The organism is Candidatus Methylomirabilota bacterium, assembly GCA_036001065.1.
Taxonomy (GTDB): domain Bacteria; phylum Methylomirabilota; class Methylomirabilia; order Rokubacteriales; family CSP1-6; genus MNEF01.
In genome coordinates this window covers 1-21,480 of sequence record DASYUQ010000228.1, presented here as the reverse complement: position 1 = coordinate 21,480, position 21,480 = coordinate 1, and the positions used below count along the sequence as shown (strand labels likewise).

Sequence of the window (21,480 nt, the reverse complement as noted above, 5' to 3'; positions counted from 1 at the left end):
CGCTTCCTGCGCCGCGTCTCGGCGGGGCTGCGGCTGCTGGCCGCGCGCCCGCCCGATACCATCGAGCTCGCCGGCCCCATGCCGGCCCGCGTGGCGACGGCGCTCGGGCTGCCCACGCGTGACGCGTTCCTCGCCGAGTACCGCCGGCGCACGACGGCGCTGCGCGCCGCCTACACGGAGGTGATGACGGGCGGCACTGGGTGAGCCACGAGAGCCATACAAGTGTATGGCTGATCCGCCTGATTCGTGCTAACTTCCCCCAGTGGCGCACGGCCGGTTTGAATGGGACCCCCACAAAGACCAGGAAAACCAGAAGAAGCATGCGATCTCTTTCTCGAGGGCGCAGTTCGCTTTCGCCGACCCGAACCGTGTCATCGCCGAGGACATGGTTCATAGCCGAGGCGAGAAGCGTAGTGACCGTGCGATTTCGGCGGCGGGTACTGGCGAAAGGGCAAGGCGACCTATGGCCGAGAGAATCAGATACACCAACGAACCCCTCGGACGGATAAGAGTCGTTCCTGATTTTCTGCCCCGACCCGAGGATCTCGTCTTCCGAGACGAAGGAGTCAAGGTGACGATCGCGCTGAGCAAGCGCAGCGTCGAATTCTTCAAGGGTCAGGCACGGAAACACAACACGCAATATCAGCGGATGATCCGGCGGCTCCTCGACGCGTATGCCGAGCATCACTTGCGGCCTCGCGCGGCGCGGTCGACGCGAGGACGCGCGAAAGCGTCGGGCGCCGGTTAGCGCGGGCGGTCGTGCCATGGGTTGCATCAAGAGTAGGTTGATCAGGTGAGCGGGCGCTTCTACATCGTCGACGGCCACTCGCACCTCTTCCGCGCGTATCACGCCGTCGGCTATCTCTCGACCTCCAAGGGCGTGCCGAGCCACGCCGTGCTGATCCTGTCCACGATGCTGTGGAAGCTCATCCGCGAGGAGCAGCCGGAGTATCTCGGAATCGCCTGGGACCCGGTGGGACCGACCTTCCGCGACGCGCTGTTCACCGAGTACAAGGCCACCCGCGCGGCCATGCCCGACGATCTGGCCCGCCAGCTGCCGTACGTGCGCCGCCTCTTCGAGGCGCTCCGGACGCCGGTGGTGGAGGTCCCGGGCTACGAGGCCGACGACGCGCTGGCCACGCTGGTGACGCGGGCCCTCGAGCACGACGTGGAGGTCGTCATGGTCACCGGCGACAAGGACCTGCTCCAGCTCGTCGGCCCGCGCGTCCGCGTGCTCAGCGTGTCGGGGCGGACAGGTGAGCCCGTCCTCTACGACGAGGCCAAGGTGCGCGAGCGCTGGGGCGTGGAGCCGGCCCAGATCCCCGAGGTGCTGGCGCTGATGGGCGATGCCATCGACAACATCCCCGGCGTGCACGGGGTGGGTGAGAAGACCGCGGTGAAGCTCATCAGCCAGTTCGGCAGCGTGGCCCGACTCTACGAGAACCTCACGCTCGTCGGCGGCAAGCTCCGGGAGACGCTGGCGGCCGGGCGGAAGGAGGCGCTGCTCTCCCGCGAACTGGCCATCCTCAACCGCGAGGTCCCGATCACGTTCGACCTGGAGAGCTTCCGGCGCGTCGAGCCCGACTGGGGCAAGCTGCGGGCGCTGTGGATGGAGATGGAGCTCACGCGACTGCTCAAGGAGCTGCCCGCGCCTGTCGTCGAGGTGCGGGCCGAGGCGGCGCCCGCGCTCGAGACGGCGCCGGCCCTCAGCGAGTACCTCGGACGCGTGCCCCGCGAGGCGGCGGTGGCGGTGGACTGGGCGGGGGAGGCGCGGCCGCCGGCGCCCCAGCTCAGCGCGCTGGGACTCTTTCATCCGGCCGCGGGCCCCGCCTGGGTGCCGGCCGGCGTCCCGCTGGCGGCGCTGGCCGAGCGCGCGCTGATCGTTCACGACGGCAAACCCCTCATGGAGCACTATCTGGCCGTCGAGGGGCGGGCGCCGGCCATCGACGACACCGCCGTCGCCGCTTACTTGCTGAACTCCGCGCGCTCGACCTATCGCCTGGACGAGATCTGCATGGAGGCCTTCGGCGAGTGCCCACCGGCGGTCGGCGCCGCGAGGGAGCAGCTCGGCTGGATCCTGGCCGAGCGGGCGCGCTGGCTCTGGCGCTACTGGAAGTACGCCGCCGGAGAGCTCGAGGCCCACGGCCTGCGCGCGCTCTACGACGAGATCGAGCGCCCGCTGGTGCCGGTGCTGGCGCTGATGGAACGCCACGGCATCCGCGTGGATCCGCTGCGGCTGGAGGTCTTCGCCAAGGAGCTCGAGCGCCAGCTCGACAACCTGACGCGCGAGATCTACGCGCTGGCCGGCGAGGAGTTCACCATCGCCTCGCCCAAACAGCTCGCCCACATCCTGTTCGAGAAGCTGAAGCTCCCCACGGCCCGCCGGACGAAGACCGGCTACTCGACCGACGCCGACGTGCTCACCGAGCTGGCGCTGGGCCACCCGCTGCCGGCCAAGGTGCTGGAGCACCGGACGCTGGCCAAGCTCAAGGGGACGTACGCCGACGCGCTGCCGCTGCTCGTCAACCCGGCGACCGGGCGCATCCACACCACCTTCAACCAGCTCGTCGCCGCCACCGGACGCCTCAGCTCCCAGGACCCGAATCTCATGAACATCCCGATCCGGACGGAGCTGGGCCGGCGCATCCGGGCGGCCTTCATCCCCGAGGAGGGCTGGCGCTTCGTCGCCGCCGACTACTCGCAGATCGAGCTGCGCATCCTCGCGCACCTGAGCGAGGAGTCGGCGATCATCGAGTCGTTCCGGCGGGGCGAGGACATCCACACGCGGACCGCCTCGGAGGTCTTCCGGGTGCCGCTGGCCGAGGTGACGCCGCTCCAGCGCACGATCGCCAAGAGCGCCAACTACGCGATCCTCTACGGGGTGTCGGCGTTCGGGCTCTCGCAGGCGACCAAGATCGACCAGAAGGAGGCGCAGCGCTACATCAACGAGTACTTCGCGGCCCATCCGCGGGTGCGCGCCTTCATCGACCGCACGCTGGCGGAGGGACGCGAGCGCGGCTACGTCAGCACTCTGCTGGGACGCCGCCGGTACCTGCCCGATCTCAAGAGCCAGAACCCCGTGGCCCGCAACGCCGCCGAGCGTATGGCCATGAACGCGCCCGTGCAGGGCACGGCCAGCGACATGATCAAGATCGCGATGGTGCGGATGCAGGCGGCGCTGGCCGAGCGTGGACTCCGCGCCCGGATGCTGCTTCAAGTGCACGACGAGCTGCTCTTCGAGGCGCCGCCGGAGGAGGTGGCGACGGTCGAAGCGCTGGCCCGGGAGATCATGGGGGCGGCGCTTCCCCTGCGCGTGCCCGTCGTCGTCGACGTGAAGTCGGGCCGGGACTGGTCGGAAGCGTGAGCCGCCCCTTTCTGCTCGTCGGGCTCACCGGCGGCATCGGCACCGGCAAGTCCACCGTCTCCGCCATGTTCCAGGCGCTCGGATGCGTCCTCATCGACGCCGACGTGCTGGCCCGGGAAGTCGTGGAGCCGGGTCAATCCGCCCTGGCCGAGATCGTGACCGAGTTCGGCCGCGGCGTGCTCCGCGCGGACGGGAGCCTCGACCGCAAGGCGCTCGGCAAAATCGTCTTCGCCGACGCGCTCAAGCGGAAGCGTCTGGAGGCGATCACCCATCCGCCGATCCGCGAGCGCCTGGCCCGGCGGCTGGCCGAGCTAGCGGAGCAGCGGTTCCGCGGTCTCGTCGTCTTCGACGCCGCGGTGATGATCGAGAGCGGCAACCACCGGAACATGGACCGTCTGGTGGTCGTCGTCGCCGACGAAGCGACGCAGCTCGCGCGCCTGCAGGCCCGCGACGGGACCGGGCGCGACGAGGCGCTCCGGAGGATCCGCAGCCAGATGCCGCTCAGCGAGAAGGCGAAGCTGGCCGACTACGTGATCGACAACTCCGGAGACCGCGCCGCCACCGAGACCCAGGTGCGGCGGGCGCACGCCGCGCTGATGGAGGAGCTTCGCGCACGCGCGTGAGCACCCAACGGCGGGCGCTCGGTCAGCACTTCCTGCGCGATCCCGGAGTCGCGCGGGCGATCGTCGACCTGGTGGCGCCGACGGCGAGCGATCTCGTCGTCGAGATCGGTCCCGGCGAAGGCGCCCTGACCGCCGAGCTGGCCCGCCGGGCGGGGCGGGTGATCGCGCTGGAGGTCGATCGCGCGCTGGTGGCGGGCCTGGCCCTCCGCTTTCCGGGTGTAGAGGTGCTGGAGGCCGACGCGCGCGCCTGGGACTACCGCGAGCTGGCCGCTCCCGCCGGGGGCCGCGTCCTCGTCGTCGGCAACCTCCCCTACAGCGTCGGCAAGCCCATTCTCACGGCGCTGATCCGGGCCCGCACCGCGATCTACGAGATGGCGCTCATGCTCCAGCGCGAGGTGGCCGAGCGGGTAGCGGCGCCGCCGGGCGGCAAGACCTACGGGAGCCTCAGCATCCTCACGCAGCTCTACTGCGACGTCCGCGTCGCGCTGCGGGTGCCGCCGGGCGCGTTTCGTCCCCCGCCGCAAGTGGAGTCGGCCGTCCTCCACCTGCGCGTGCTGCCCGCGCCGCGCGTGCCCCTCGCCGACGAGCGCCGGTTCCACTCGATCGTTCGCGCCGCCTTCGGCCAGCGTCGGAAGACGCTGGCCAATGCCCTGGCGGCGGGTCTCGGGATCCCGCCCGGGAGCGCTCGGGGGGCGGCCGAGGCCGCCGGAATCGATGCCCGCCGGCGGGCGGAAACCCTCACAATTCCTGAGTTTGCCGCGCTGGCCGCCCGGTTATCATGAGGTGATGCCGACACGATTCCGCCGCATCCTGGCTGCGGCAGTGGTGCTCGTCGCACTGGGGACGACGCTCGCCATCTACCGCTGGCGCGCGGTCGACCCCGAGCCCCCGACGACGGCCAGCGATGCGACCGAGCCCGCGGCGCCCCCGCCGCCGCCACAAGAGCGCCTGCAGACGGTGGAGCTCAGGCGCGGCGACAACCTGGTGGGCGCGCTGGCGCGCGCCGGGCTCCCGGTGCGTCGGGGCCACGAGGTCGCGGCGGCGCTCACGAAGGGCGGCGCGGACCTTCGCCGGCTCAGGCCCGGTGACGACCTGGAGATCACGTGGAGCGCCACCGGCGAGCCGACGGCGGTGACGTGGCAGCAGACGCCCTGGCTTGGCTACGCCGCGGTGGCGGGCGAGGACGGCTGGACGGTCAAGCGCCTGGAGACGACGCCCGACGTGCGCGTGGAGACCGTGCAGGGCGAGGTGGAGAGATCGCTCTTCCAGGCCATCGACGAGGTGGGGGAACAGCCCCAGCTCGTGATCGCCCTGGTCAACATCTTCGAGTGGGACTTCGACTTCACCGCCGACACCCGCAGCGGCGATCGCTTCCGCCTCCTGGTAGAGAAGCGCTACGCCGGGGACACCTTCGTGAGCTACGGCCGGGTGCTGGCCGCCCAGTACATCAGCGACCGGCGCGTCCTCACCGGCATCGGCTACACCCCGGGCCGGGACCGCTTCGACTACTTCGACCTGGACGGCCGCTCGCTGCGCAAGAGCTTCCTCAAGTCGCCGCTGGAGTTCACCCGCATCACCTCCCGCTTCACCTATGCGCGCCCGCACCCGATCCTGGGGGGCGCGATGCCGCACCTCGCCGTGGACTACGCAGCGCCGATGGGCACGCCGGTCCGGGCGGTTGCCGACGGCGTCGTGTCCCAGGCCGGATGGGACGGGGGCTACGGCCTCGCGGTCCGGATCCGCCACCGCTCGGGGTACGAGAGCATTTACGCGCATCTCTCCCGGCTCGGCCCGAGCGCCAACCGGGGGACGCGCGTGAACCAGCGCCAGGTGATCGGCTACGTGGGCTCGACCGGGCTGAGCACCGGCCCGCACCTCCACTACGAGGTCATCAAGGGCGGCCGCCGCGTCAACCCCCTCAACGAAAAGTTCATCCCCGGCGATCCCATCGCCGTCGCGCAGCGCGCCGAGTTCCAACAGCAGGCGCAGGCGCTCCTGGCCCGCCTCGAGGACGAAGCGCCCTTCTGAGGGCTCAACCTCCTGGCCGGCTGCGGGTGGCCTCGGCGCGGAGGAAGAAGCTCCCCTCGGTGACCACCGTGTCCCCCGGCTTGAGGCCGTCCACGACCTGCACAGACTCGCCGAGCGGCGGTCCGAGCGCGACCGTCCGCTCGATGAACTTCCCCTCCTCGCCCTCGACCAGCACGTAGACGACCGTGCGCTCCCCGATCGACTGGATCGCGGAGCGCGGCACGACGGTCACGCGGCGCGAGGGGGCGGTCTGAAAGCCGACGGTCACGAACATTCCGAGGCGGAGGCGGGTGTCGTGATTCGGCACCTCGACCCGGACCTTCGCCGTCCGCGTCGCCGTGTCCACCCGGGGATCGATATAGGCAACGCGGCCGCGGAGGGGACGGTCGGGCAGAGACGGGATGCTGACCGCCGCCGCGGAGCCGACCCGGACCTGCGCGAAGTCCTTCTCGTAGAGGTCGCCGATCACCCAGACGGTGTTGAGGTCCGTAACCGTGAACAGCTCCTGACCGGCACCGACGATCTGGCCGGGGTTCACGCCCCGCGTGATGACCACGCCGCCACTCGGCGCCCTCACGGTCACCTCCGCGACGGCCTGTGAGGCGTCGGTGAGGCGCGCGATATGATCGTCAGCGAGCCCGAGCAGGAGCAAACGCTGGCGCGCCGCCGCCAACTCCGATTCGTGGGCGGCGTGGACGGCGAGGATCTCCTCGAACTCCTGACGGCTGGCGGCGCCCAGCTCCACGAGCTTGCGCGTCCGCTCGCGCTTCTGGTGATCGGCCTCCAGCATCGCCCGCATCGAAAGGTACTTCATCTGGGCCTCGGCCAGCTCGGCGCTGAAAATGACCGCCAGCGACTGATCCCGGATCACCGGCGCGCCAAGCTCGGCCGACACCTGTCGGACGATCCCGCCCACCAGCGCGTTGACCTTGGTGTCGCGGTAGGCGTTGGACGCCACGGTGCCTGGCACGGTGAGCGATAGACTCCCCTGGGCGGCCTGCACGACGGCGGTCTTGATCCCTGCCCGCTCGATGGCTTCGCGCGAGAGTGTGACCTCGATGGCCTCCTCCGGGGCCGGTGATTCTTTGCCGGTGGCCGCGCCCGGACCGTGCATCGAGCTCGGCGCGTTTGCCTTCACCGCGGACTCTACCGCCCCGCGCGTCGGGGCTTCTCTCACCCGGCGCTCGCCCCAGAGCTTTCCAACGCCCAACCCGACACCCAGGACCACGAGAACGGTGGCCGCCTGCGCGATCGTCCGTCGCCTCATCGTCGCCCCCTGCCGCTCACGGTTCGTTGACGACCCGCCGAATCTCCACGGCGGCGTCGTACAGCTGCCTCAGCGCCTCGGTATACCCTTGCTCGATCTCGATGTACCGCCGCTGCTCCGCGATCACGTCGAGGAATCCGAGGCGGCCGAGTTCGTGGCTCTTGCGGACGACGTCGAGGTTCCGCCGGGCCACCTCCCGCACCCCGCGCTCGTAGATATAGAGCGAGCGACCTGCCGCCTCCCACTGGGTGAAGGCCGCCTCCACCTCCTGTCGCACGGTGAGCGTCGCGAACTCCTCGCGGCGGGACGCGGCCTCGGTCTCGGCCCGGGCGGCGGCGACGTTGCCCTGGTTGCGGTTGCGAACGGGCAGCGTGATGCTCACGCCTGCCCCGAAGAAGTGAAAGACGTCCTGGATGGGCCGGGTGGCGCCGCTCTCGGTGAGACCCATCAGCCCGAACCCCATCTCCTGGCGCTGGTAACCGACGTTGATGCTCGCGTCCCAGCGCCCGTCGGCCTCCTCCTTCCGGACCCGGGCCTGGGTGAGCGCCACGTCTGCCCGGGCCGCCTCGAGGTCCGGGCGGGCCGCGAGGGCGCGGCGGACGGCATCGTCGCGCTCCAGGCGCGGCGCGGCCGGGACAAGGTCCCCACGGAGCGTCAACGGTGCGTCGGGCGCCATCCCGGCCAGGGCCTTGAGCTGGAGCACCGCGATCTCAAGGCGGCTAGCCAGCAGCTGTCGGCTGGCGTCCAGGCGGTTCACCTCCACGAGCATGAGGCTCTCGTCGAGGGCGGGGGCGGCGCCCTGGCGGACTCGCTGCTGGACGAGCGCCAGCGCGTCACGGTTCACGCTCAGCAGCTCGTCGGTCACCCCGTGACTGCGCCGCGCGGCGAAGTACTCCCCGGCCTTCGCTCGCACCTCGGCGCGGAGCCGCCGCTCGCGGTCCAGCGCCTGGGTGCGCTTCATCGCAAGCTCGCGCTCGGCGACGCCGACCCGACCCTGCCTGCGCCCGCCGAGGTCGAGTGGCACGGTGAGGCCGATCGTCTGGGTGTTGTCCGGACCGAGCGCCTTCTGGAAGCCCAGGTCGAGCATGGGGTTCGGCCGGAGCCCCGCTTGGCGGAGCCGTCCCACTGCGGCGTCGACCTCCGCGCGCGCCACCTTGAGGTCGGGGTTCCCCTCGACGGCGCGCGCCACCAGCTCATCGACACTCAGCTCCGCCGAGCACAGGCGCGGCGGCGCGCCGGCGACGACCGCCAGGAGCAGGGGCCCGGACACGGCGAGGGGGACCCACGAGCGCGGGACCATGGCCGTCAGCGCACCGGGACCGAAAACTTGGTCGAGCCCCTGCCCGCGGGCCCCTCCCAGCTCACCCTGACCTCGCGCGTGCCGCGGTCGGGGAACTCGATCGTCCCGACGTAGCGCCCCGGCGCCTGGTCGGGCGTGAGCTTGGCGCCGGCGATCATCGGCGCCATCCCCGGCATCGGCATGCTCGTGTTCAGCGTGACCGTGCCGGCGTCGAGGAGCGTGTTGTCCTTGGCCGATACGAACTCGAGCACGAAGCCGTTCTTGCCCGGTTTCCACTGACCGGACTCGCTCAGGAGCCGCACCACGAGGTCCTTCGTCTTCTGGGTGTGGATCGGCTTCAGCTCCGCCCCCCACGCGAGCCCCAGCCCCGCCACCAGCACTGCCAGTCCGAGCACGACAACTCCAAATCGCCGCGGCATACGTTTCCTCCTTTGGTTTCCGTCTACTCCGTCGAGCCCAGCGCCGGGCGGGCATCCGCGGCCCGACCGAGCCTCTCCTGCGCCTCTATCCGGCGCAGCTCCCGCTCGCGAATCCAGAAGAAGATCACCGGTGTCACGATCAGAACGAGTCCGAGCGAACTCAACATCCCGCCGAGCACGGGCGTGGCCAGCGGCTTCATCACCTCGGCGCCGGTCGAGGTGCTCCACATGATGGGCAGCAGGCTCAGCACCACCGTGGACACCGTCATGACCTTGGGGCGGAGCCGAAGCAGCGCTCCTTCCCTGACTGCCTCCAACAACATCTCCCGCGTGAGCCGACCGCCGAACGACTCTCGCTTCCGCGCGACCGCTTCCTCCAGGTAGATCACCATCACCACGGCCGTCTGCACGGCCGTGCCGAACAACGCGATGAACCCCACCCAGACCGCGACCGAGAAGTTGTAGCCGAGCGCCCACAGCAGGTAGATGCCGCCGGCCAGACCGAACGGCACCGCCAGCAGCACCTGGAGGGCGTCGACGAACGAACGGTAGGTGAGGTAGAGGAGCACGAAGATCACGGCCAGCACGACGGGGAGGACGATCGCCAGCCGCTGCCGTGCCCGCCGCTCGTTCTCGTACTGGCCGCTCCACTCGATGTAGGATCCCGCCGGCAGCGCTACCTTCGTCGCGATCGCCTGCCTGGCCTCCTCGACGAAACCGCCCACATCCCGGCCGCGCACGTTCAGGAGCACGGTCACGACCAGGAGCCCGTTCTCGCTCGAGATCATGGCAGGGCCGGAGACCCGGCGGATCTCGGCGAGTTGCCCGAGCGGTACTTGCGTCCCACTGGGCGCGGGCACGAGCACATCGTTGAGCGTCTGCGGGCTCGCCCGGTACCCCGGCGCGTAGCGGACGCGCACGGGGAACCGCTGGCGGCCCTCGACGGTCAGCGTGAGGTTCGTCTCCCCCACCGCCGTCTCGATCACGTCCTGGACGACGCCGACGGAGATGCCGTAGCGCGCCGCCGCCTCGCGGTTGACCCGGATGTCGAGGTAGGGGGCGCCGGTCACCTGCTCGGGGTAGACGTCGACGGCGCCTCGGATGCCCCGGAGCACCTCGGCGACGGCCCGGGCCCGCTCTTCCAGCGCCTTCAGGTCGCTGCCGAAGATCTTGACGCCGACCTCGGAGCGAATGCCCGTGGTGAGCATGTTGATCCGGTTGATGATCGGTTGCGTCCAGATGTTGCTGACGCCGGGGAGCGTGGTCGCCTGATCCAGCTCTGCGATGAGCTTCTCGCGCGTCATCCCGGGCCGCCACTGGCGCTCGGGCCTGAGACTCACCACCGTCTCCACCATGTTGACCGGGGCCGGATCCGTAGAGGTCTCGGCCCGGGCGATTTTCGCCACTACTGATGCCACCTCCGGCGCCTGCTGAATCAGCGCGTTTTGTTTCTTCGTGACCGCGATGGCCTGGGTGAGTGAGATGGCCGGGTCGGTGACGGGCATGAACATGAGGTCGCCCTCGTTCAGCGGGGGCATGAACTCCCGGCCGATCCGGGGCAGGAGGGCCAGCGCCCCGACGACCACCACCACGGCCATACCGAGCGTCAGGAGCCGGAACCGCAGCGCGAAGTCCAGCACCGGGCGGTACAGCCAGACGAGCGGCCGCATGATCGGGTTCCGCTCTTCCCCCCGCACCCGCCCGCCGATCAGCAGGCTGCAGAGCACCGGCACCAGCGTGACCGATAGGACGGCGGCGCCGATCATGGCGAACGTCTTGGTGTACGCGAGCGGATGGAAAAGCTTGCCTTCCTGGCCGGTGAGCGCGAAGACGGGCAGGAACGCCAGGATGATGATCGCCAGCGAGAAGAAGATCGGTCGTCCGACCAGGCGCGTGGCGTCGAGCACGGTTTCGGCGACGCGCCTGCGATCGCGCGGGTCCACTCCTCGCTTCTCCATGAAGCGGAAGGCGTTCTCGGTGACGACGATGGCGGCGTCTACCAGCACGCCGATGGCGATGGCGATGCCGGCCAGCGACATGATGTTGGAGGAGATCCCCAGGTGGCGCATGAAGAGGAACGCGGTCAGGACGGCCAGTGGCAACGGGATCGTGACGATGAGCACCGAGCGTAGGTGCAGGAGGAACACGATGTTGACGAGCGTCACCACCGCCGCCTCCTCGATCAGCGCCCGCTTGAGCGTGTCCACCGCTCGCTGGATGAGCGCCGAGCGGTCGTAGAAGGACACGAGCCGGACCCCGGGCGGCAGCCCCGGCTCCAGCGCCTTGATCTTCTCCTTTACGCGCACGATGACGTCCACGGTGCTCACCCCGTAGCGCGCGACGACGACGCCGCCGACGGCCTCCTCCGTCCCATTCACCAGCGCCGCCGCCCGGAAGGCATCGCCCACCTTCACGTCCGCGAGCTGACGCACGAAGATCGGCACTCCATTCTGGGCACCCACCACGATGTGCTCCACGTCCCGGACGCTCTCGATGAGGCCGAGGCCCCGCACCACCGACCAGGTGCCGGAGGCTTCGACCACGTTGCCGCCGACATTGCGGTTGCTCCGCATCACCGCGTCGACGACCGCCGAGAGCGGGATGCTATAGGCTCGGAGCCGGTTGGGATCGACGTCGATCTGGTACTGGCGCACCGCCCCGCCTACGCTCGCCACCTCGGCTACGCCGGGTACCGCGTTGAGCTGGTAGCGGATGAACCAGTCCTGGATCGAACGCAGGTCGCGGAGCGTGTAGCCCTGGCCCTCGACCGTGTACCAGAAGACGTGGCCCACGCCGGTCGCGTCCGGCCCCAAGGTCGGAACCGCGCCGGCGGGGAGGGACTTCGTCAACAGATTAAGGCGCTCCAGCACCCGCGAGCGGGCGAAGTAGAGATCCACCCAGTCCTCGAAGATCACGTTGATCATCGAGAAGCCGAAGGCCGACGAGGAGCGCACGACGCGCACGCCGGGCAGCCCCTGGAGGCTCACCGTGAGCGGATACGTGATCTGGTCCTCGACCTCCTGTGGCGATCGCCCCGTCCAGTCGGTGAAGACGATCACCTGGTTGTCGGAGAGGTCTGGGATCGCGTCGATCGGCGTCGTCCGGAGGGCCCAGTAACCCCACCCGGCGACGAGCGCGAAGAACGCGATGACCAGGAACCGGTTGCGGAGCGAGATTTCGATGAGCCGGTCGATCATCGGCGCTCGCCGGCTCCCGCGCCGGGCGGCTCGCGCCGCAGCCTGCCGATCGCGACCCACACGAGCACGATCAGGCTCGCCAGGAGGCCCAGGCTGAGCAACGCGCCGAGCACGCCGACCACCATCATTCCGCCGCCCATCCAGCCGCCGCAGTCGCTCATCATCATGGCTCGTCCTCCTGTCTACGCCGCGCGAGCGAGCCATCGCTCGATGGCCTGCGCGATGGTCGCCGCGTCCGCCCGCTGAATGACGTCAGGATCGAGCCGGAACACGAACTCCGTGCAGCCGTACTCCGCCCGCCCAGTCGGCAGCGCTACGGGCTCGGCAGTGTGGGTGAAGAGCCGGACGCGGTCCCGGTCGACCTTCAGGTCCAGGACGACGACGCGCGCGCCGGGCTGGAGAGCAAAGTCCCCACGCTCGGCAGCGAGCACCCGGTCACCGGCGATCTCGACCCGGGCGTAGTCCCGGACGTGGAAGCGCGGCGACTTCGGGCTCGCCTGGATGAACCTCAGGCGCTTCGCCGGGACGGCGCCGGTTTCGAGGCGGAGCACCGTGCCCGGCCGGACGACCGCGCCGGCCGTCGTAACGTTCTGGACCTCCATGCGTGAGGACGTGTAGCGCTGCCGGAGCGCATCGCGAAGCTCGGCGGGTTCGCTGGCCTGGGCCGTGCCGGCCACAATGACGGTCGCAAAGACACCGATCAGCAGACGAATCCATCCATGACTGCTCATGACACCCCTCCATCCGGCGAGGGACAGCCCTCGCCGACCCGCTCAGCAGACAGAGTCCGACGAGCAGTAACTCAGCGTTGAAGCAAAGACTGGACTACGCGGAGCGGAAGAGGGGTTTGGGAGGGGGGTCCGAAACCTTCAGGGCCACCTGGGGGACGTGCTCGGCCGGCAACGGCTCAGCAGTGGTCAACAACTGGACGGAGGCGACACTGACCGGACCAGAAACGACAGACGAGGAGGCACCGCACGGCCCTTCGCACAGGGCGCCCATCACCATGCAGTTGTTCGACGCCATGGCGAGAGGCGCCGCCAGGGCCCACACACAGGCCAGAAGCACGGCCAGCAGGGTTCGCGATCGCCTCATCGCCCGAGAGTGTAACACGCCGGCGGCCGACGCGGCTCCCCAAGACCACTGGCCCGCCCCTCGTTGCGTCCAGTTGCGGTCAGGCGTATTCTGAGTGTCGGCCTATGCATGCGTGGCGCCTTTCCTTCCCGGTGAAGACCTTCGCGGCCCTGCTCGTCGCGATTGTCCTTGCCGTCTGCGTCGTCGACATCGTCCAGGCGGCGATGCCAGGCGGTGAGATGCCGGATTGCGCCGGCCGGGTCTGCGAGATGCAGTTTGCCTGTGGCGCGTCGACTCAAGCCCAAGCGCTCCAGACGTCGCCGACAGTTCCGGCTGCCATCCTCCCCGTCGTCGAGACTCTGGCGGTGCCGACCCAGGCGCCCGACAGCGCGGCTGCCGCGCCACTCGACGTCGGCCCAGGCCGCCAGATCGCTCCACTCGCGCCTCGTTCGCCTCCCGTCATCGCCTAGCCCTCGCGTCTTTCGTACTTGATGTCTGCCTGGGGAGCAGTCTCCCCGGCAACCACTAACTCGAGGGAGGCAACTTCATGAGACGGTTTGCCGTAACGATGCTGCTCGTGCTCGCGCTGCCGCTGGTTGTGGGGGCGGCAATCGCTGCCGAAACTCGCAAGTCGGCTGAGCCGGGGAAGGACCCGGTCGCCGCCTGTACGGACATGATGCAGGGCTCCGGCGCCACTGAGGACGGGAAGAAGGCCATGCGCGAGTTCATGCAGTCGGACCGCGCGCCCCAGGCGATGGCCAACATGATGGAGATGGCCCGCCGCATGGGCAACGGCGACGTGATGTTGGGCATGACACGGATGATGGAGATGATGGGCTCGATGGGCGGCGGCAAGATGGGCGGCCAGGGCGGCATGATGCAGCCCGCGCAGCCGGGAAGGTAAGCCGACCATGGCCCATCGCGACACCCGGACGACTGAAAAGCCGACTCAGCCAACCCACTGCGCGCACTGTGGCCACCGAATTGATGACAGTCCGGTGGTGAGCGAGCGCTTCGGTGAGACGTTGTGTTCGGAGGCTCACGCTGAGCAGTTCGCCGAGGGCGTGCGCCAGGCGCGCATCGCGGCGGTGGCGCGCCGCCGGGCTGACGGCGAAGCCTGCAGCCTCCCGCCCGTCAGCGAGCGCACCTGGAAGGACTACGTCAAGCGCGGTGCGTGCTGGGGTGCGCCCCTGCTCCTCCTTCTCGCGATTCCCATGTTCTGGAGCGGAAGCACGCTCGGGATTGCCGGCGGCTCACTCTTGAGCGTGCTCGCTGCTCTCGCCTGCCCGCTCGGGATGTACTTCATGATGCGCGCGATGATGAACATGGGCCACCACGACGCGCCGCCGCGCACGGAGCCCGTCAAGGACGACTCCACGCGCAAGGCGCTCGTCCTGCTCGTCCTCGCGGCCGGACTCACCGCTGCGCCGGCCGCACACGCCGGCGAGCCGCCTCACGCCGCGCCGGCGTTCGAGCACGTCCACGCGCTCGCGCTCGACGCGGCCTGGCGTGCGCTCTGGCTCGGCACCCACACCGGCCTCTTTCGGAGCGAGGACGGCGGCCGCACCTGGGCCAAGGTGGCGCTGCCGAGCCAGCACCACACGCCCGACGTGATGGCCATCGCCACTCACCCTGTCGAGGGCGGCGTGATGTACATCGGCACGCACGAGGCCGGCGTCTTCAGGACCACCGACGGCGGCAGCACGTGGACCTCGGTGAACAGTGGCCTCGGCGGTCTCGACGTGCACGGCCTGGCCATCGATCCGAACAGCCCGGCGAAGCTCCACGCGCTCGTCCGGGACAAGGGCGCCGGCGTGTACCGCACCACCGATGGAGGTCAAAAGTGGGTGCGTGTGGACGACGGCCCGGCCGGCGAGATCAAGGTTCTGGCGTCGGTCGACATCCCGACCGGCATGGGCGGGATCTTCCTCTACGCGGGGACCGGCGAGGGACTCCTCCGCAACCCCGACTGCTTCTGAGGCTGGCGCAAGGTGGGCGGTCTGCCCGCCAGCACCGTGAACGGATTCGCGGTCCATCCGTCGAACTCGAAGGTGATGTATGTCGCCATGCGGGACGGGATCTTCCGGACCGACGACGCCGGGCAGAGCTGGACGCGCGCCGAGGGCGTGACGAACGCCGCTGCGGTCGCGGTGAACCCGAAGCGGCCGAGCGAGGTGTACGCCACAACGATGGAAGGACGGATCTTCGTCAGCCGCGACGGGGGTGTGACGTGGGGCACCCAGCGCTGACACTGGCAGCCGCCACGGTCCTGCTCCTGAGCGCGACGGGGGTGGCGCCGAGAGCGCAGGAGCGGGACCCGTTCGAACACATGCAAGCGCTGCGGCTGGTCACCCCAGTGCCAGCGCCGGACGTCGCCTTCCGCGCGCTCGACGGCCGCCCCGCACGGCTCAGCGAGCTGCGGGGGCGACCGGTGCTGCTCACCTTTTTCACGACGTGGTGACCCCAGTGCCGGCGGGAGGCTCCCGCCAAGGCGACGCTCCACCGGATGTTCCAGGCGCGCGGCCTGGCCATGGTCGGCGTGAGCCTGCGCGAGCGTGCCGATGTGGTCCGTGAGTGGGGCGAAGACTTCGACATTGGGTTCCCCCTCTGGCTCGATCCGGACGGCGCCAGCCCGGGGCCGTTCGGTGTTCCCGGCCATCCGAGCACGATCCTCATCGACCGGGCTGGCCGGATCGTGGGCCGGGTGCCCGGGGAGCGCGACTGGCGCACGCCCGAGGCCCGGCGCCTCGTCGAATGGCTGCTCGAGCAGGGCGCCCCGTGAGGTCCCGGTGAGCGGGCGACGGTCGCTCGTTGCCTCGGCGGTCCTCCTTCCGGCCGTCGCGGTACTCGCTCTGCTCGCCTTCGGCTTCGGACGTGAGCCGCGCTACATCGAGAGCCCGATGCTCGGCCGGCCGGCGCCGCCCTTCTCGCTCGCGCTCTTCGACGGCCGGACGCTCCGGCTCGAGGACCTCCGCGGCCAGGTGGTCTTCCTGAACTTCTGGGCTTCCTGGTGCCCGCCCTGCCGGGTCGAGGCGCCGGCGCTCGAGGCGGCCTGGCAGCGAACCAGGGACCACGGCGTGGTCTTCGTGGGGATCAGCACGCAGGACGAAGACGAGCGGGCCCGGGCCTTCCTCGACGAGTTCGGCATCACGTACCCCAACGGCCGCGACGCGGGCGGCCGGATTGCCATCGACTACGGCGTCTGGGGCCTGCCTGAGGCATTCCTCATCGGCCCCGATGGGCGCATCACCTATAAACACATCGGCACGCTCGGCGCGGCCCTCATCGCCGCCAAGCTCGACGAGGCCCGCCGCGGCGTCGTCAGCACCGCCCAGGGGCGCGGCGAGTACCAGTCCACGCGGTGAGCAGGGGAGGACCATGAACCGACGACTCTTTCTCTACGGCGGAGCCGCCACGGTGGCGGCGGGGCTTGGCGCCTGGCAGGTGCTCGGCGGCCGCCCGGCGGGTGCCGGGTCCATCACGACCGACGCCATCGGGGACCAGGTCCAAACGCTGCCACGCGGCCAACTCCCCCAGTTCGCGACCACGCCGGATGTCCAGCGGCTCTACCGCTACGCCGTCGAGCGCGGCGATGAGCTGCAGTACATGCCCTGCTTCTGTGGCTGCTACCGCTTCGGCCACACCAGCAACCGCGACTGCTACATCAAGGCGTTCAACCGAGACGGCACGCTCACGTTCACGAGCCACGCCGCGACCTGAACGGTCTGCCTCGACGTCACGCGTGACGTGATGACGATGCGCAAGGCGGGCAAGGCGCTGCTCGAGATCCGGCGCGTGATCGACGGCAAGTACCGCGGCACACCGACCCCCACGCCCTACCCGAAGGGGTGACATGGACCGGGTTCTCGTCGCCTGGTACGGTTGGCTCTCCGGGCTCACCCAGGGCGCGGTGGTGGCGCTCGGCGGCTGGGCCGATCGCGTGGAGCTGCCGCTCCTGGGCGCCGTCGCCTTCGGGCTCATCGGCGCGACGTCGCCCTGCCAGCTCACGACGAGCCTCGGCGCGCTCGCCTACGCCTCAGCGCACCCGGGCGGCGGACGGCCTCTCGGACTCGCGCTCGCCTATGTTGCCGGCAAGATCACGGTGTACTCGCTGGTCGGGGCCGGTGTCGTCCTGGTCGGCCTGCAGCTCCAGGCGATCTCGATCCCTGTCGTGATCGTGGCCCGCCGCGCGCTCGGCCCGGTGATGATCCTGATCGGGCTCGGTCTCCTGGGCCGCTGGCGCTTCCGGTTCGGCGCCGGGCAGCGGCTGGCGTGGCGGCTTCGCGAGCGGCTCCGCCTGCGCGGCGTCGGCGGAGCCTATCTGCTCGGCGTCGCCTTCTCGTTCGCGCTCTGCCCGACGCTCTTCTGGCTCTTCTTCGGGCTCACGGTCCCGCTGGCGCTCCGGAGCGCCGGGGGCTGGACGTTCCCCGGGCTCTTCGCGGTCGGTGCCTCACTGCCGCTCCTTGCGGCGGCCGGGCTCATCGCCGCCGGCGTGGCGGCCGCGGACGCGGTGGCGGGGAGCCTCCGGTGGCTGGAGCGGCCACTCCGCGTGATCGCGGGGGCCATCCTTGTCCTCGCCGGGCTCCACGACACGCTCGTGTACTGGGTGGTGTGATGACACCGCCCACCCGGCGCGTGGTGCTCATGACCAGCCTGATTGTGGCCACCATGCTCGTGGCCGGCGTCGGCGCCACGGCCTGGTGGGCTCGCCGCGCACCCCAGGCGCCGGCCGGGCCCGCCCTAGAACAGCTCGGGGACTACGGCGCCGTGCCGCCCTTCGTGCTGACCGAGCGCTCGGGACGCCGTGTCACTCTGGACGATCTGCACGGCCTGGTCTGGGTCGCCGACTTCATCTACACCGCGTGCACCGAGTCGTGTCCAACCCAGAGCTTGCAGTTTGCCGGGCTCCAGCAGGAGTTCGCGCAGTCTGGCGACCTCCGCCTGGTCTCCATCACCGTCGATCCGGCGCACGACACGCCGGCCGCGCTCCGGCGGTACGCCGAGCGCTACGGCGCCGGCGACCGCTGGTGGTTCCTCACCGGGAACAAGCGCGAGATCTACTGCCTGGCCCACGACGGCTTCCGGTTGGCCGTCGTGGACTCGGCAGGCGCGTCGCCGGCGTGCGGCCGGAACCTCTCCTTCGGTCCGGCGCCGGCCTGGGCGAGCCACGGCTCCACGAGCCTGGTCATGCATAGCGCGCGGGCCGTGCTCGTGGACCGGGCCGGGAGCATCCGCGCCTATCATCTCGCCACCGAACCCGAGTCGATGACACGGCTCCGCGCCAACTTGCGCGCCCTCCTCGCGGAGCGAGGAAGCCCCGTATGACACGGGTCGCCCTCGTGCTGATCACCAGCCTCGCATCGCTGGCCTCGCCCGCCCTGGCCCAGACGCCCCGCGCGCCGCTCAAGAACGTGGCCGCGGACCAGATCGTCAGGGAGATCACGTACTGCCGTGGGGAGTACCGCCTCACGATGGCCAGCGGCGACGAGCGCCGCGTGCGCGAGTTGAACCTCCGTTTCAAGACGGACGCGACCGCCTACGGCCCCGAGCGCGGCAAGCCGGTACTCCTGCCCGCCGGGATGCAGGGCGACCGGGTCCAGGTCATCTTCGCGAGCCTCGACGACCTCAAGCGCTTCCTCGTGGAGCGGTGCGAAGGAGTCCAGCGATGATCTCTCGCCGTGACCTCTTGACGACGGCCGCGCGCCTCGGCGCCGGAGCGCTCGGAGCGGGTCTGGCGGCCGGCCCTCGGCCAGGCCGCGCGGGCGCCGGACCCGTCCGGACGATCCACCTCGAGGCGCGCGAGGTTTCCTGGGAGCTCGCGCCCGGCAGGACCGTCAAGGCCATGGCCTACAACGGCCGGGTCCCCGGGCCCGAGATCCGCGCCCGTGAGGGAGAGCGCGTGCGGATCGTTCTCAGGAACTCGCTTCCTGAGCCCACGACGATCCACTGGCACGGCGTGGACGTGCCCAACCCGATGGATGGGGTGCCGGGCATCACCCAGAAGCCCGTGGCGCCGGGCGAGAGCTTCGTCTACGAGTTCGAGGCGCGGCCGGCGGGCACGCGCTGGTACCACACGCACGTGGACGAGCACCGGCAACTCGACCTCGGCCTCGCCGCCCCGCTCATCATCGAGCCCACCGGCGCGACGGAGCCAACGGCGTACGACCGCGAGCTGACGTTCGTCCTCGACGACTGGGTCACGGGCAGCGGTCGCCCAGTGCCGGACACGTCGGAGGGTACGGCCAGTGGCGGCGGCATGGGGGGCATGATGGGCGGTCGCGGGATGGGCGGGATGATGGGCGGCCGGGGCATGGGCGGGATGATGCGCGGCATGATGGGCGGCGCCAACACGCCCCCTTACGACACCATGACGATCAACGGCAAGGCCTATCCCGCCACCGAGCCGCTCCGCCTGCGCAAGGGCGAACGGCTGCGCCTGCGGCTCATCAACGCCAGCAACGAGCACACCCACGTCGTCCGCCTGGCCGGCCACCGCCTGCACGTGACGCATACCGACGGCAACCCGCTCCGGTCGCCCGTCGAGGTGGACGCGATCCCATTGGCGCCGAGCGAGCGCTGCGACGCCGTCGTCACCGCCGAGCGACCAGGCGCATGGTTCTTCCAGTGCCTCGAGCCGGGCCACGCCGAGGCCGGCGAGCGGATGCTCGTGCTCTACGAGGGGCACGATCGCGCCAAACCCGCTCCGACCGAGGAGCAGCTCGCCGACCTCGACCTCTGGCACCCCGGCCTGGGCCGCGGCCGCGCGGTGCTGCCGGCAGCGTCCGGGGCGACGCGGACCTTCGACCTTACCCTGGGCGGGGGCATGATGGGCAGCGACGTCTGGACGATCAACCGGAAGGTCTATCCGAAGACGGACCCGCTCACCGTCAAGCGCGGCGACCGCGTTCGAGTGCGCCTGGACAACATGAGTCCGGAGGCCCACCCGATGCATCTGCACGGCCAGTCGTTCCGTGTCCTGGCCATCAACGGCGCCCGCTACACCGAGCCCGTCGTCAAGGATAGTGTGGACGTCGCCGCCCACATGGGCGCGGTCGTCCTCGAGTTCACCGCCCACAACCCTGGCGACTGGTTCTTCCACTGCCACAAGCCCATGCACATGATGGGCGGCATGATCACGCTGGTGAAGATCGGGTAGCGGGCGTGCGGCCGACCCTGGTCGCGGCGGTCGTGGTCTTCGCCCTCGCGGTAACGGCGGGCGGCCAAGCGAGCGCCGACCCATTCCAGGAGCTGGACCTGATCCGGCCGGCGAGGCCGACGGCGGCGCCCGACTTCACCGCGCCGGGGCTCGGCGGCAGCCAGGTTCGCCTGGGGGCCGAGCGCGGCAAGGTCGTCTTCCTCAACTTCTGGGCGACCTGGTGTCCGCCCTGCAAGGAGGAGATGCCTTCCATGGAGCGCCTGTACCGCCGCTTCCAGGCGCGTGGCCTCACGATCCTGGCGCTCTCCATCGACGCGGGAGGCCCGGAGGCCGTGGAAGCCTTCGCGAAGCGGCTCGGTCTCACGTTCCCGATCGGACTCGACCCCAAGCTCGAGATCGCCAACCTCTACACCGTCCGGGGCCTGCCTGCGAGCTTCCTCATCGACCGGTCCGGCCGGATCACGGCCGTCGCCATCGGGCCCCGTGACTGGGACAGTCGCGCCGCCCACGCGGTGATGGAGATTCTGCTCAAGTGAGCGGGCTCGCCCGTTTCCCGGAGCCGCGCATCGGCTCGGCCGGCTGCCGAGCCGTTCGGCCTAGCGCTCGCCGTGGCGTCCACAGCCGCAGGTGCAGATGCCCTCTTTGGTGAGCGGAAGCCCACAGCCGCAACCGCAGGTGCCATCGCCGCAGTCCGACTTCGTTTCCCGCCGAAGCGGCAAGGACCGTCCCGTCTTGTGTCCTTGCTCCTTGTCGACCTGGTCGAGTTTCATCGCCATCCCTCCCCGCTGGCCAACAGGGTAAATCCTCCCCTTTGGGGGAGAGTCAAGGCTCGACTAGGTAAGCCTTCGCCTAGCCCAGCAGGGCTTCCAGGCGCTTCTGGTCGAACCCCACGACGACCTCGCTGTCGATCTTGGTGACCGGCGTCGTCATGTAGCCGAGCTTCGATAGCTCGTCGAGTGCCTGCTCGTCCCGCGAAATGTCGCGCTCGACGTACGCGATGCCCTTCCGTGAAAGAAACTCTTTCACCTTGCCACAGAAGAATCAGCCGGGTT

At 70.2% G+C, this 21,480-nt stretch carries 25 protein-coding genes and 2 pseudogenes; 20 read left to right on the top strand and 7 right to left on the bottom strand.

Features of this window, described 5'->3' with window-relative positions:
- The 7 genes and pseudogenes from VGV13_22010 to VGV13_21980 all read left to right on the top strand — a co-directional run.
- A partial coding sequence (locus VGV13_22010; GenBank protein ID HEV8643752.1) for a hypothetical protein occupies positions 1 to 204 on the top strand: 204 nt, incomplete at its 5' end.
- A 58-nt stretch (positions 205 to 262) separates the two neighbouring features.
- A pseudogene (locus VGV13_22005) lies at positions 263 to 352 on the top strand (BrnT family toxin).
- A 219-nt stretch (positions 353 to 571) separates the two neighbouring features.
- The gene (locus tag VGV13_22000; GenBank protein HEV8643751.1) at positions 572 to 748 is read left to right on the top strand and encodes a hypothetical protein; all 177 of its coding nucleotides are present in this window, start codon (positions 572 to 574) and stop codon (positions 746 to 748) included.
- Positions 749 to 793: 45 nt separating this feature from the next.
- Complete coding sequence (gene polA / locus VGV13_21995) at positions 794 to 3,364, top strand: DNA polymerase I (GenBank protein ID HEV8643750.1); 2,571 nt, start codon at positions 794 to 796, stop codon at positions 3,362 to 3,364.
- The gene (gene coaE, locus VGV13_21990; GenBank protein HEV8643749.1) at positions 3,361 to 3,987 is read left to right on the top strand and encodes a dephospho-CoA kinase; all 627 of its coding nucleotides are present in this window, start codon (positions 3,361 to 3,363) and stop codon (positions 3,985 to 3,987) included. The genes polA and coaE overlap by 4 nt, the downstream gene beginning before the upstream one ends.
- Entirely contained in the window at positions 3,984 to 4,769 is a 786-nt protein-coding gene (gene rsmA / locus VGV13_21985; protein HEV8643748.1) for a 16S rRNA (adenine(1518)-N(6)/adenine(1519)-N(6))-dimethyltransferase RsmA, read from the top strand. Before coaE ends, rsmA begins: the two co-directional genes overlap by 4 nt.
- A gap of 4 nt (positions 4,770 to 4,773) precedes the next feature.
- Positions 4,774 to 6,015 (top strand): M23 family metallopeptidase, encoded by a 1,242-nt coding sequence (locus VGV13_21980; protein ID HEV8643747.1) that lies wholly within the window; start codon positions 4,774 to 4,776, stop codon positions 6,013 to 6,015.
- Between the two features lie 4 nt (positions 6,016 to 6,019).
- Here VGV13_21980 and VGV13_21975 read toward each other — a convergent pair whose 3' ends face one another.
- Genes VGV13_21975 through VGV13_21950 form a run of 6 tightly spaced genes read right to left on the bottom strand, consistent with a single transcriptional unit; the run spans position 6,020 to position 12,929 of the window.
- Entirely contained in the window at positions 6,020 to 7,282 is a 1,263-nt protein-coding gene (locus VGV13_21975; protein ID HEV8643746.1) for an efflux RND transporter periplasmic adaptor subunit, read from the bottom strand.
- A gap of 16 nt (positions 7,283 to 7,298) precedes the next feature.
- Positions 7,299 to 8,582, bottom strand: a complete 1,284-nt coding sequence (locus VGV13_21970) for a TolC family protein (GenBank protein ID HEV8643745.1) — start codon at positions 8,580 to 8,582, stop codon at positions 7,299 to 7,301.
- A gap of 5 nt (positions 8,583 to 8,587) precedes the next feature.
- On the bottom strand, positions 8,588 to 9,001 hold the full coding sequence (locus VGV13_21965) for a FixH family protein (protein ID HEV8643744.1): 414 nt from the start codon (positions 8,999 to 9,001) through the stop codon (positions 8,588 to 8,590).
- Between the two features lie 23 nt (positions 9,002 to 9,024).
- On the bottom strand, positions 9,025 to 12,198 hold the full coding sequence (locus tag VGV13_21960) for a CusA/CzcA family heavy metal efflux RND transporter (protein ID HEV8643743.1): 3,174 nt from the start codon (positions 12,196 to 12,198) through the stop codon (positions 9,025 to 9,027).
- A complete protein-coding gene (locus VGV13_21955) occupies positions 12,195 to 12,365 on the bottom strand; it encodes a hypothetical protein (protein ID HEV8643742.1) in 171 nt (56 codons plus the stop codon). Before VGV13_21955 ends, VGV13_21960 begins: the two co-directional genes overlap by 4 nt.
- 15 nt (positions 12,366 to 12,380) lie before the next feature.
- Entirely contained in the window at positions 12,381 to 12,929 is a 549-nt protein-coding gene (locus tag VGV13_21950) for a hypothetical protein (GenBank protein HEV8643741.1), read from the bottom strand.
- Between the two features lie 495 nt (positions 12,930 to 13,424).
- Between VGV13_21950 and VGV13_21945 the strand changes: the two genes are divergently transcribed.
- From VGV13_21945 to VGV13_21885, 13 genes and pseudogenes are all read left to right on the top strand, one after another.
- On the top strand, positions 13,425 to 13,742 hold the full coding sequence (locus VGV13_21945) for a hypothetical protein (protein ID HEV8643740.1): 318 nt from the start codon (positions 13,425 to 13,427) through the stop codon (positions 13,740 to 13,742).
- Between the two features lie 77 nt (positions 13,743 to 13,819).
- Positions 13,820 to 14,176, top strand: a complete 357-nt coding sequence (locus tag VGV13_21940; protein HEV8643739.1) for a hypothetical protein — start codon at positions 13,820 to 13,822, stop codon at positions 14,174 to 14,176.
- Between the two features lie 97 nt (positions 14,177 to 14,273).
- Positions 14,274 to 15,251 (top strand): YCF48-related protein, encoded by a 978-nt coding sequence (locus tag VGV13_21935; GenBank protein ID HEV8643738.1) that lies wholly within the window; start codon positions 14,274 to 14,276, stop codon positions 15,249 to 15,251.
- A 12-nt stretch (positions 15,252 to 15,263) separates the two neighbouring features.
- Positions 15,264 to 15,521 carry a hypothetical protein gene (locus VGV13_21930; protein HEV8643737.1) on the top strand — a complete coding sequence of 86 codons (258 nt, stop codon included), beginning with the start codon at positions 15,264 to 15,266 and terminating at the stop codon, positions 15,519 to 15,521.
- Positions 15,503 to 15,733, top strand: a complete 231-nt coding sequence (locus tag VGV13_21925; GenBank protein HEV8643736.1) for a hypothetical protein — start codon at positions 15,503 to 15,505, stop codon at positions 15,731 to 15,733. Before VGV13_21930 ends, VGV13_21925 begins: the two co-directional genes overlap by 19 nt.
- Positions 15,734 to 15,745: 12 nt before the next feature.
- Positions 15,746 to 16,054, top strand: a pseudogene (locus VGV13_21920) (TlpA disulfide reductase family protein).
- A 7-nt stretch (positions 16,055 to 16,061) separates the two neighbouring features.
- Entirely contained in the window at positions 16,062 to 16,637 is a 576-nt protein-coding gene (locus VGV13_21915) for a TlpA disulfide reductase family protein (protein ID HEV8643735.1), read from the top strand.
- A gap of 13 nt (positions 16,638 to 16,650) precedes the next feature.
- Positions 16,651 to 17,124 (top strand): PCYCGC motif-containing (lipo)protein, encoded by a 474-nt coding sequence (locus tag VGV13_21910; GenBank protein ID HEV8643734.1) that lies wholly within the window; start codon positions 16,651 to 16,653, stop codon positions 17,122 to 17,124.
- A 1-nt stretch (position 17,125) separates the two neighbouring features.
- Positions 17,126 to 17,887 carry a sulfite exporter TauE/SafE family protein gene (locus tag VGV13_21905; GenBank protein ID HEV8643733.1) on the top strand — a complete coding sequence of 254 codons (762 nt, stop codon included), beginning with the start codon at positions 17,126 to 17,128 and terminating at the stop codon, positions 17,885 to 17,887.
- Positions 17,887 to 18,597 (top strand): SCO family protein, encoded by a 711-nt coding sequence (locus VGV13_21900; protein ID HEV8643732.1) that lies wholly within the window; start codon positions 17,887 to 17,889, stop codon positions 18,595 to 18,597. Before VGV13_21905 ends, VGV13_21900 begins: the two co-directional genes overlap by 1 nt.
- Positions 18,594 to 18,941 carry a hypothetical protein gene (locus tag VGV13_21895; protein HEV8643731.1) on the top strand — a complete coding sequence of 116 codons (348 nt, stop codon included), beginning with the start codon at positions 18,594 to 18,596 and terminating at the stop codon, positions 18,939 to 18,941. Before VGV13_21900 ends, VGV13_21895 begins: the two co-directional genes overlap by 4 nt.
- A complete protein-coding gene (locus VGV13_21890; GenBank protein ID HEV8643730.1) occupies positions 18,938 to 20,428 on the top strand; it encodes a multicopper oxidase family protein in 1,491 nt (496 codons plus the stop codon). Before VGV13_21895 ends, VGV13_21890 begins: the two co-directional genes overlap by 4 nt.
- Positions 20,429 to 20,433: 5 nt before the next feature.
- Positions 20,434 to 20,964, top strand: a complete 531-nt coding sequence (locus VGV13_21885) for a TlpA disulfide reductase family protein (protein HEV8643729.1) — start codon at positions 20,434 to 20,436, stop codon at positions 20,962 to 20,964.
- A 313-nt stretch (positions 20,965 to 21,277) separates the two neighbouring features.
- On the opposite strand, the gene VGV13_21880 is transcribed toward VGV13_21885, so the two are convergent.
- Positions 21,278 to 21,454, bottom strand: a complete 177-nt coding sequence (locus tag VGV13_21880) for a glutaredoxin family protein (protein ID HEV8643728.1) — start codon at positions 21,452 to 21,454, stop codon at positions 21,278 to 21,280.
- Positions 21,455 to 21,480 lie beyond the last annotated feature (26 nt).

Coding starts and splice junctions, on each gene's coding strand:
- VGV13_21980 (HEV8643747.1), top strand. CDS start 4,774: ATGCCGACACGATTCCGCCGCATCCTGGCTGCGGCAGTGGTGCTCGTC.
- VGV13_21975 (HEV8643746.1), bottom strand. CDS start 7,282: ATGAGGCGACGGACGATCGCGCAGGCGGCCACCGTTCTCGTGGTCCTG.
- VGV13_21970 (HEV8643745.1), bottom strand. CDS start 8,582: ATGGTCCCGCGCTCGTGGGTCCCCCTCGCCGTGTCCGGGCCCCTGCTC.
- VGV13_21965 (HEV8643744.1), bottom strand. CDS start 9,001: ATGCCGCGGCGATTTGGAGTTGTCGTGCTCGGACTGGCAGTGCTGGTG.
- VGV13_21960 (HEV8643743.1), bottom strand. CDS start 12,198: ATGATCGACCGGCTCATCGAAATCTCGCTCCGCAACCGGTTCCTGGTC.
- VGV13_21955 (HEV8643742.1), bottom strand. CDS start 12,365: ATGATGATGAGCGACTGCGGCGGCTGGATGGGCGGCGGAATGATGGTG.
- VGV13_21950 (HEV8643741.1), bottom strand. CDS start 12,929: ATGAGCAGTCATGGATGGATTCGTCTGCTGATCGGTGTCTTTGCGACC.
- VGV13_21940 (HEV8643739.1), top strand. CDS start 13,820: ATGAGACGGTTTGCCGTAACGATGCTGCTCGTGCTCGCGCTGCCGCTG.
- VGV13_21905 (HEV8643733.1), top strand. CDS start 17,126: ATGGACCGGGTTCTCGTCGCCTGGTACGGTTGGCTCTCCGGGCTCACC.
- VGV13_21900 (HEV8643732.1), top strand. CDS start 17,887: ATGACACCGCCCACCCGGCGCGTGGTGCTCATGACCAGCCTGATTGTG.
- VGV13_21895 (HEV8643731.1), top strand. CDS start 18,594: ATGACACGGGTCGCCCTCGTGCTGATCACCAGCCTCGCATCGCTGGCC.
- VGV13_21890 (HEV8643730.1), top strand. CDS start 18,938: ATGATCTCTCGCCGTGACCTCTTGACGACGGCCGCGCGCCTCGGCGCC.